Raw genomic sequence first — 237 nt, 5'->3', positions numbered from 1 at the left:
GTTCATGTGGGGGGGGGGGGGGGGGGGGGGGGGGGGGGGGCGGGCGGGCCCGCCGGCGCGGGGGGGGCGGGGGCGCGCCCCCCCGCCCCCGGCGGGGGGGGGGGGGGGGGGGGGGGGGGGGGCCGGGCGCGGCGGGGGGGGGGGAGGGTGGGGGGGGGGGGGGGGCGGAACCGCCACCGGCCCGACGAGAAAAGACACGACCCCCCAACAACCCCCCACAACAAGCACAAAAAGTCA

The 237-nt window shown here is 84.8% G+C and carries 1 protein-coding gene; it reads right to left on the bottom strand.

Features of this window, described 5'->3' with window-relative positions; all coding sequences use genetic code 11:
• Positions 1-198: hypothetical protein (locus AC0L17_RS34765; protein ID WP_473519032.1), on the bottom strand; the 198-nt coding region annotated here is incomplete at its 3' end.
• Positions 199-237: the final 39 nt, after the last annotated feature.

Source organism: Mesorhizobium sp. WSM4829, assembly GCF_055811475.1.
This window is presented reverse-complemented; position numbering and strand designations above follow the sequence as displayed.